Source organism: Coxiella-like endosymbiont (assembly GCF_002871095.1).
Taxonomy (GTDB): Bacteria; Pseudomonadota; Gammaproteobacteria; order Coxiellales; family Coxiellaceae; genus Coxiella.
This window is the reverse complement of record NZ_NSHJ01000108.1, coordinates 1-10,117: the sequence shown is the minus strand read 5'-3', so window position 1 is coordinate 10,117 and position 10,117 is coordinate 1. Positions and strand designations below refer to the sequence as shown.

Sequence of the window (10,117 nt, the reverse complement as noted above, 5' to 3'; positions counted from 1 at the left end):
AGGACGCTTCATCCTACTCATCGAGGTTTTTTTTGGGATGAAAATCAATTTAGCTGATTTAATCAAAATTGTACAGTTAAAAAATAAATATAATACTTCCTTAATATTTGATGATGCTAATATCATAGACTTGAAGTAATGAATCTTAAGGGAGGAGGAACTGGAGAGCATTGTTCAGGAGCAAATAAAATAGATCTTTACTGTAGGTATTTTTTTGTAAAAACATTTTTAAAAATATTAGAAGAAACATTACAACTAGCCCTTAAGAAATTCTTTTATATAAATTGTAACGTTAAGGACTTTATTTTTAGTAACTTTTCTCCTATAATTATTATTCTTTCATTTCTAAAAGCATTAAAAATTATTAAAACTGAAAGGATTTTATACTGAGTAGGTAAACTTTTTTTACGACTAAAAATAAATAACTGAAACCCTGCAGCAATTTCCTTAAGCCTGATTGATTATAAGGAGAAGTTGAGTTTTCGCTGTGGATACAAACTAGCATTCATCCATTTGAAATAAAAATGCAAACCTGCTTCTAAAGTAAGAAATTCATTACTATAACCCCTTGCTCGCAATTTTGTAATATCAGCTTTCGTGAAACTTTGATAGGTGCCTTTAAATTTTTTAGGGAAAGATACATATTCAATTTTCCCTCCCCCATTTAGTTGAATTAATATCTTCGCCAAAGCATTAAAAGTACGTGCCTGGCTCGTACCGACATTAAAAATACCAGATTCCTTTGGGCGTACTAAAAACCATAAATTCACTTTCACCACATCTTCTACAAAGACAAAATCCCGCATCTGTTCTCCATCAGAATAACCATCCCAACCTTCAAATAATTGAATCACTCCGGTTTCACGTAATTGCTTCATAGAATGAAAAGCCACACTGGCCATAGATCCTTTATGTTGCTCATGAGGTCCATAGACATTAAAATATCGAAGACCAACAACTTGAGAGCTAATTTGAGAACACTGTTGTAAATAGTATTGATCGAAAATCCATTTTGAATAACCATATACATTTAAAGGCATTTCAGTATTGCTTGATTCTTTAAATTGTTGTTTAGCCCCATATACAGCAGCGCTAGATGCATAAATCAAAGGAATTTTTCGTTGTACACAATAATGCAAGAGTTTTTTGGAATATTCATAGTTATTTCTCATCATATATCGACCATCCCACTCGGTTGTTACCGAACAAGCTCCATTATGAAAAATTGCTTCAATAGATCGCCCAAACGATTGATCAGCTATAATTCGATTTAAAAAATCTTCATAATCCAGATAATCATAATATTTTGACATTACTAAATTTTGAAATTTTCTGCCATCAGTTAAATCGTCAATAGCAATAATTTTTGTTATTCCCCGAGCATTAAGAGCTTTTAATAAATTACTTCCTATAAATCCTGCAGCACCAGTTACAATAATCACCTCGTTACTCCTCTAACTTTGTCAATTAATTGAGACGTAGAAAAACCTGTTTTTATTGGTATGGTTAATACCCTACCACCGTTTTTAAGAACAGCATCTCGTCCGGCAATTTCATGCGTTTGATAATCATTGCCTTTCACTAAAATATCAGGTAAAACCATAGAAATTAAACGAGCCGGAGTATCTTCTGAAAAAGATATAACCCAATCGACAGCACGTAAAGCTGCTAAAACTTCCATCCGTGCCTGTAATGCATTAAGTGGACTTTTAATTCCTTTCAAACGTGCTACTGAAGAATCATCATTAACTGCCACGATTAACCGATTTCCAATTGTCTTAGCAACTTCTAAATAATAAATATGTCCCGCATGTAAAATATCGAAACAACCGTTTGTCATAACAATTTTTTCACCATGAGCACGTGCATCAGCCACTACTTGCAACAACTGCACTTCTGATATTATCCCTGTATGTAAATTTGTCATCTGATTCACAGCCCGGCGTAACTCAGGAACGGTGACTGTTGTAGCACCTAGTTTTCGTACCACTAAACCTGCAGCTAAATTAGAAAGTTTAGCAGCAGAAATTAAATCAGAACCAGCGGCAATGGAAGCCGCCATTACAGCAATGACAGTATCTCCAGCACCAGTAACATCATAAACTTCGCGAGTATGAGCAGCTAAACTGAGAGTCGGTTTATTTTTTTCGACTAAAATCATTCCAAGTTGACCACGAGTAACAAGAATAGCTTCAAAATGATGATTTTGAATAAGCAGTCGAGCCTTAGACTTTAATTCTTCTTCTGTTCTACAAGGTCCCACCACTGCTTCAAATTCTTTTAAATTAGGAGTTAATATCGTAGCACCTTCATAACGAATAAAATCCGGAGCTTTTGGATCTACTAAGACAGGAAGCCCCTTTTCACGTGCTTTTTTTATTACAAGGGGAGCATTCATCAATGTACCTTTAGCATAGTCTGATAAAACCACAACATTGGCACCTGAAAGAGACTCAACATAACGGCGCACCAAGAGTTCATCCTGGTAAACATCTAAAGACTTTTCAAAATCGATCCGTAAAAGCTGTTGGTTCGGACCCAAAACCCTTAATTTTGTAACTGTACGATAGTTAGAAATACGGTGAAAAAAACGCTCAATTAAATCTGAAGGAAGTAAAGATTCTAATTCTTTTGCTTCATTATCTTCTCCCACTAAACCAAGCAACTCTACTGAAGTCCCTAGTGCCGCTATATTTAAGGCTACGTTCGCCGCGCCTCCAGGACGGGATTCGCTATGATTGACATTAACCACAGGTACTGGTGCCTCAGGAGAAATTCGCAGAGTAGAACCATACCAATACCGATCTAAAATTAAATCCCCATAAACTACTACATGTGCCTCTTGATAAGAGGGGATCTCAATTTTATCTGTCATAGGATTTTTCCTTTCTTGAAATAGGTATTATGCGCAGAAAGCATCGAGACCGACAAGAAAGAAGGGCGAGGGGAAGTCTAGAGTTTTGAGCAATCCTCTAAATCTATAGTTCTCAATTTAGCTTTGAATTAGTCCTATGATACTTTTAATTTTCTTGACCAAAGTTTTGTAAGATCCTAAAATAGTCAATATGTAAATATATATAAATTTTAACTATTTTTTTATTAAAAAGGTTAAAAAATCCATCCTTCCTTTAAGTATTTTACAAGTTTTACAAGACTAACGATAATTTGAAAAAATTAAGCTACTACATTTTATAATTATATAAAAATTCATAAACTACTTCTTTTAGATGAGATTAAAGTACATGTGATCTTGCAAATAGTAATCCAGCATACTTGATAATTAATGTTGTGGTCTTTTGATCTGAGATCACGGCATGTTTAGCAGAAGAATTTTTTTAAAATTAAAAAAACGGCTGGATAAACAACAGAGTTTATCGATGCTCCAAATACTCTAATCACCATGAATCGATATTATTATGCATTCTAAACAAACTTTACTCCACCGAGCCGAGATGAAATTAATAAATTAAAAACCTTTTTAGATCACTTTTGTCATTTTTTAATTTTTTTATTCCAAGAAAATGGAATGACTTTATATGCGACTCCAAAAATAAACCCCATACTTTACTTTAAAGAGCTTTTTGCATTTTTTATATTAAAAAAATATGATTGTAAAATAGAGCAAATTTAGAAAAAAGTAATCTTTGTTAAAACTTTACAATTAATAGTGAGACAATTGATTAATTATTTTAAAATTTCTAAAACTATCAGTATAAATATCACTATTTTGTAATCATGAATAGTTTCTTAAAAAAACACTATGTTACGTCTATTTAATATTTTAATAATTTAAATTAAAGACTGTGATTTAAAACACTCTTATACAATGCTATTCTAAAGATGTTCTTCTAATCATTTACTTAAATGATAAACATGCAGGAAGAAACTCATATTAACCTTTTATTCTTGCTTATACTAACCTCTTATTCCTATGGATTTCTAAGAAAATTTAAGATTAATGAAAAAATAACATTTTTCACGAACCCTGTTTAAATTTCATAAATTTATTTTATACAATCTTAGTAAAAAAGCCATAGAATTTTTTGTTCAGTTGAACAACAATCAACAAATACATTGTTATCAAACTTAAAAGCATAGCTATAGAAATTAGATTTATATATAATACATTGATAGATCATTTCAATGACTCGCTCTAATGATTCTCCAAATACTCACGTAGTTCATTTCGATGCGTTTTTTAAAAATTTAGGTTTTTTCTATAAAAAAATACTACTGTTCTTACCAACTAAGCAACCTTAGCATCAGGATATTGACTCGATGCTATCAATCTGTTTTAATTTTTCTTGCTCATAAAATTTTGCATAACGATAAAATGAACCATAACTATACCCCATAGCAATGATAAAACCTGGCCAACCATCTAAAAAACCTCTTCTTAAAACATAAACTTTTAAAAAGGTCCAAATAGTATGAGTGAGGGCTAACGACATTGATGCTTCTGTATATCGCTTTTTAAGTCGATCAACGCCAAGTGTCGAATAACGATTCATTTTTGCTATCATTTCAGATAAATTTTCAAATGGAATTTGTAAGATCGGTTTTTTTAAATAACCAATTGGTTTTTTACTATAACATTGATAATTTTCATGTACGATATCCTCAACATAACTTAAACTTCCTTTTCGAAATAATTGTGGTTGGCGATAATCTGGATACCATCCACCATATTTGATCCAACGACCCAAAAAATAATTTTTACGCGGTACTTTATAAATATGAACAGCTTGATCAGAATTTATTATTGAAACAATCTCATCACGAACTTCTGGTGTACAACGCTCGTCTGAATCTAAACTGAAAATCCATTCATATTGGCACACAGCAATGGCTTGGTTCCGTAAATCACCAAATCCCTTAAAGTGAACCTGAATAATTCGTGCACCTAGTTTTTCTGCTAATTCAGTAGTGCCATCAATACTGTAGGAATCTACAACAATGACTTCATCCGCCCATAAAACGCTTTTAATCGCTGCTTCAATTTTTGATATTTGATTATAAGCAATAATATATACTGATAATTTACTCATTACTACTTAACTACCTACTACTCATTCTAACTACCTACTACTCATTTTTTTAATAATTTTAAAAGTATTTTTAGGGTCGTGCTCTTGAATAAGAATTTTTCCAGCCTGCTTAGCATTTTCATGAAAATACACATAACGTTGACGGATTTCTAGGAAAGCTTCATAAATACTCCTAGTAGAGCGGTCTGTCAAGGCCATCCCTGCCTGAAACTGTTGTGTAACTTCCCCCATCCATGTACCCCTAATAGTAATCAAGGGGCATCCTGCATATAAAGCATCTAAAGCAACGCCACTGAATTTATTTCGATAACTTTCCCAGTCATAAATTAGAAGACAAATGCCTCCAATAAATAATTGCTGATATTCTTTTTGACTCAGTGTTAATTCATGCAAAATTAATTTTGAAAAAGGTATTTTTTTAAGTCGCAATAACGCGGTTTTACTCTTACCATCGTATCGTCCTGAAGAGGGAGGCGAAGCTTGTACTTCAACAGTCGTATTTTTTTCTTTTTGATAAAAATATTCCAAAAAAGAGACCATTTCGGGAAACCCTTTATCACTTCTAGCTGCCCCAGCATAAATTAATTTTCTAAATGAATTAACCATAGCACGCTGCGATAAAGGAGCATAACTGGGACAAAAAACATGTGCACAGTTATGAAAGCCACTCTCTTCAAAAATCTTTAACAAATTTTGCGTTGGTGTCATGATAATAAATTCAGGATGAAATCGAGCTATTTTTTTAAGTAAGTAAATCTTTGCATCAGAAATTTTAAATTGGTGAAAATGAATAAATATTTTTCCTGGATATTTTCTGTTTTTCAAAATGCAATTCAAATAAATTAAATCTAAATAACCTGCAGTTGGAATAAAAATAGTTTTATTAGCTTGAATCAATGAACGTAAACAAAAAAATTTTTGTATTTTTCGTAATTGGTAGTAAAAATAAGGATGCGATTGACAGTGTTCCTTTGAATATAAATCACGTCCACGTTGATCGAGCCAAATATGCAATACATATTTAAAGGTTGTATTAGCATGAATTAAACTCTGAATATAACTATAGCAATGCCCAGTCTGGTCAGCTAAAGTAGGTTCGAGGATATGGAGTTCATACATCTGGAATCGTTTAATATTCTTATGTTAAACTAATAGCTATTTTAACAGTAAAGTTAACTCGTTGCAGTAAAGTTAACTCGTTGCAGTAAAGTTAACTCGTTGCCGAGAGACCATGCAAGAAACAATACATGTCAAAAGCACATGGATTAGTAAAAGCGCTGGGATACTATTCATTGCTGTAGCTCTGCTTCTTCCCATTTCAACTAGCCTAACCTGTATTTTATTCCCCCTTGCAACTATCTTCAGCTTATTCAGTAATTCTTGGAAACCAAAGATACAAGCCATCTACACAAATCCTGTAGCAATATTTTTAATTATATGGATCTTGCTCTATATTATAGGCTCCTTTTATTGGATTGTACCCTACCAAGATATATTTCGACAGCTTTATAAATCTGGAATTTTATTATGTGCCGCTCTTTTAATTGACTTTTTCTCTGAAACTCGCTGGCAATCATATATTCTCAATGCTTTTTTAACTGCAATGGTGATTACTTTAATACTTTCTTACATCAAATATTATTATCATCCCGCTTTTCTTTTACATTCTCGTTTTGATAAAAGTAGTGTTTTTAAAGACCACATCATTCAAAATTTTTTAATGGTTATCGCTACTTTTATTTTTATTTATCGATTTCTGAAGCAATTCAGATTTCTTTGGATTTATGGGTTTCTCGCTTTAGCTGCTATTTTTAATATTATTTTTATGAGCCAAGGACGTTCAGGATATTTTATTTTCACAGCTCTTTTTTTGTGTATGAGTACCCTGTATTTCGGTTGGCGAGGATTGTTGGGAGCTTGCATTCTCACTATTCTTTTGGGCAGTCTTGCTTATCATTTCTCTGTAGAATTTCAATCTCGCATTCTAGCTCTTGCACATAATACCGAACATTATCAACATGGTGAGGTAAAAACCTCCATTGGTATTCGTTTCCAGTCAATCAAAAATGCTTATCTTCTTTATAAAGAAAAGCCCTGGATTGGTCACGGGACTGGAAGTTTTTATACTGCGTATGCAAGGCTACCTTTCTCACTCATCAAAGATACTGGTATTATGCAAATTTCTTATAACAGCTATTTAAATACCGCTGTTGAGTTAGGCATCATTGGGGTTACATTTTTATTATTAAATTTTATAATACAATGGAGATATAGCTTTTTTCTTTTCGATGAATATCGCTATTTAATTCAGATTTTATTAGTCAGTATGGTTGTAGGCTGTTTTGCCAACCCTTGGCTCAGTGACACTACAGAATTGCATTTATATGCTTTATTCCTGTCTATTAGTTTTTCAAAAAAAATAGAATCATGTAATTAAGTAAGATACCGACGATGCTTCTCCCCCCTTTTTTTAAACTCAAAGGTAATGAATAGTTTTCTATCTCTGGCACATCAGAGATCAATAGATGCGTCGTTGACTAAGGTAGATTAATCAATCTATCATGAGCCTCGTATTATATTTCCTGAAAATTTTCCCAGAGCGAACATATATTAATAATCACTATCTAAAAAATACTGTACCATTGGAAATGTAAAAAATTTTTCAAAGTAGTGTGTTGTACCTACTGTCCGCAGTAATTGCTCTGTCTTTAAAAGTATTTTGATTGCTCTTATTAAAGCAACATTTTGATTCAAAAAAATAGATGGGTTAATGCTCATTGGAATTATGTTTATTTCAAATAATTTCTTAATTCACATAAATATTCCCAATATATACTATAATGTGTTACTTCATAATAGCATTTTTATAGTTTATTGATGTTTTTAAAACGATCTATAAAAATATATTCCAGAAAAAGCTTGTAAAAAATAGTATTAAACTTAGCTAGCACAAGCTGGAATATGTAGAAAATTTTCTATCCACTTCTATAAAATCCAAGTTTCGTAAATCCTTCACCTTAAATAATAAGTAAAAAGGCTATTACTTTATTTGAATATAATGATCATAATGGTTTAGAAGCCCTTTCTTTATAAAGACTGTATGAAAAGGACCTCCCAAAATTCCATAACAAGCCGCTATCTTTATTAAAGTTTTTCAAAACATGAAATAAAAAGATGAAACAAAGATAATTTTTCGTCAAATAATTTAGTTCAGCATCATGAAATCCGATAATTTTTTTAATTTTAGTCCCGTAAGATAAAAATAAACGTAAGTCGCGATGAAAAATAAAAATATAAATGGATAGCTTAAGTTTCATAGTACTGGAACCGAGTCAATCCTAAATTCTACGGGGGAAGTTTCAATTTCAGCTAATTCTGGCATAGCTAGTTAAAATTTACTATTCTGCATATTTATTAAGCACATTCTAGAATTTCGAATGATACCCTGTATAATATAGGAAATAGCATTTTGTAAAAATAATTACATTTCAAAATTCATAAGATTATTTATAATCATAAAATAATTTATATCATCTAAAAAAACTAATACTCACCGTCTACTCCCAAAAAAATAAATGTTAATCTCAGAAGCTAACGTAACTTCTAAAAACAAAAATTTATTATCAAAAGCTATTTAGATAGTTCTTTAAACTCTTCCGAGTAAGAAGAAAATCTAGTTAAAATAGCATTGGATTAAAACTTTTTACCTGAAAAGAAATATAAGTAATTTAATTATCAAAAGTTGTCTTTATAAATAAAAAGATGAGTATTATATGACACTAAATATCATAATGTAATCTAAGATGGCATATCACCAAAACTAATACAGTTTACCCTAATCTTAAAATCTTAAAACTAAAAATAATTTTAATAACAATTCATTATATTGAATCTCATTCATTTAGAATATTTATTTCAAGTTTCTAAAAAACTCTACTAGTAAATTTTGAGAACTAAATTTACTACTAGAATGCTAGATTTCTATCAACTGATTACTTGACATATTAAAAAGATTTCCTATCACTCACAAAATTATTCTTAAATTTTATTCAGTTCACAAGAATAAAATTTTTAGATACCCATAATTTTTAGTATTATTTCAGGATATTAGAGCTAGCAATGATTTCAGCATAAAAGTACAAAAAAGTTTAATTACTGTTTCTTACTTTTAAATATTTTTGCTTCAATTAAACTATGTCTCTACCTCTAAATTCTAACCATAACTCATAACTAAAGTAACTTTTCTTAACGAACAGGATATCAATTCACTCATCGCTTACTTTATTTTCCTTTCTAACAAAGTTAATTTTTTATCAGATGCTACTAAAATGGTTTATTTCAAATAAAATAATATATAAAAATGTTTTCTATTATGGCCGTTATTCTCTTACCAGCAAGATTTAAGAACTAACGTTTAAAGATTTAATAACTAATGTTTATAGTATAAATTTTATTCATATTTCAAAACTTTTGGAAATTAAGATATCAATTTAGTTTGTTTATGATCACTGCTTATAATTGACTTATAAATTTTTCAATATAAAAAAATCATTATACTTAGCCTACCAGTTCCAAAACCCGTTTCGGAGTTAATTCTTTCATGCAGGGATGGTATCGTCTCCCATAGAGACAATGACGCTTAAAGCAAGGACTACATGATAGGGACGATTTTAAAATTTTTGATTGAGAAGACAACGGGGGAGTAAAATCAGGCGAAGTAGAACCATATACCGCAATAAGAGACCGATGAAGCGCCGCTGCAATGTGCATAAGACCAGAATCATTAGTCACAACTAAAGAAGCTAAAGACAATAAATCCACAGTTTCACTCAATTGAGTGAGTCCAGCAAGATTTTGTATGGGATGACTCACCAAAGAAACAATAGTGTCAGTTACTGATTTATCTTTCATAGAACCAAATAACCACACTTGCCATCCTTCAGCTAATTTAGCATTCGCTACTTCAGCAAAATAAGAAACAGGCCACTGTTTAGAAGGTCCAAATTCAGCTCCCGGACATAAGGCAAGAATAGGAGTTTCGGCAGATAGAGAGAATTGATGCAGCGTTG

At 31.3% G+C, this 10,117-nt stretch carries 6 protein-coding genes; 1 reads left to right on the top strand and 5 read right to left on the bottom strand.

Annotation, left to right across the window (positions count from 1 at the left end):
- Positions 1 to 461: 461 nt before the first annotated feature.
- The 4 genes from rfaD to CLERM_RS02385 all read right to left on the bottom strand — a co-directional run bounded on the left by rfaD (position 462) and on the right by CLERM_RS02385 (position 6,167).
- Positions 462 to 1,442, bottom strand: coding sequence for an ADP-glyceromanno-heptose 6-epimerase (gene rfaD, locus CLERM_RS02400; protein WP_102157005.1), 981 nt, complete (start codon positions 1,440 to 1,442; stop codon positions 462 to 464).
- Positions 1,439 to 2,875: a bifunctional D-glycero-beta-D-manno-heptose-7-phosphate kinase/D-glycero-beta-D-manno-heptose 1-phosphate adenylyltransferase HldE gene (gene hldE, locus CLERM_RS02395; RefSeq protein ID WP_102157004.1), complete on the bottom strand. Its 1,437-nt coding sequence runs from the start codon at positions 2,873 to 2,875 to the stop codon at positions 1,439 to 1,441. The genes rfaD and hldE overlap by 4 nt, the downstream gene beginning before the upstream one ends.
- Before the next feature lie 1,387 nt (positions 2,876 to 4,262).
- Positions 4,263 to 5,048, bottom strand: a complete 786-nt coding sequence (locus CLERM_RS02390; protein ID WP_102157003.1) for a glycosyltransferase family 2 protein — start codon at positions 5,046 to 5,048, stop codon at positions 4,263 to 4,265.
- A gap of 30 nt (positions 5,049 to 5,078) precedes the next feature.
- Positions 5,079 to 6,167, bottom strand: coding sequence for a glycosyltransferase (locus CLERM_RS02385; protein ID WP_102157002.1), 1,089 nt, complete (start codon positions 6,165 to 6,167; stop codon positions 5,079 to 5,081).
- 112 nt (positions 6,168 to 6,279) lie between these two features.
- Between CLERM_RS02385 and CLERM_RS02380 the strand changes: the two genes are divergently transcribed.
- On the top strand, positions 6,280 to 7,485 hold the full coding sequence (locus CLERM_RS02380) for an O-antigen ligase family protein (protein WP_102157001.1): 1,206 nt from the start codon (positions 6,280 to 6,282) through the stop codon (positions 7,483 to 7,485).
- 2,120 nt (positions 7,486 to 9,605) lie between these two features.
- On the opposite strand, the gene waaF is transcribed toward CLERM_RS02380, so the two are convergent.
- A partial coding sequence (waaF, locus tag CLERM_RS02375; RefSeq protein ID WP_102157000.1) for a lipopolysaccharide heptosyltransferase II occupies positions 9,606 to 10,117 on the bottom strand: 512 nt, incomplete at its 5' end.

Coding starts and splice junctions, on each gene's coding strand:
- hldE (WP_102157004.1), bottom strand. CDS start 2,875: ATGACAGATAAAATTGAGATCCCCTCTTATCAAGAGGCACATGTAGTA.
- CLERM_RS02390 (WP_102157003.1), bottom strand. CDS start 5,048: ATGAGTAAATTATCAGTATATATTATTGCTTATAATCAAATATCAAAA.
- CLERM_RS02385 (WP_102157002.1), bottom strand. CDS start 6,167: ATGTATGAACTCCATATCCTCGAACCTACTTTAGCTGACCAGACTGGG.
- CLERM_RS02380 (WP_102157001.1), top strand. CDS start 6,280: ATGCAAGAAACAATACATGTCAAAAGCACATGGATTAGTAAAAGCGCT.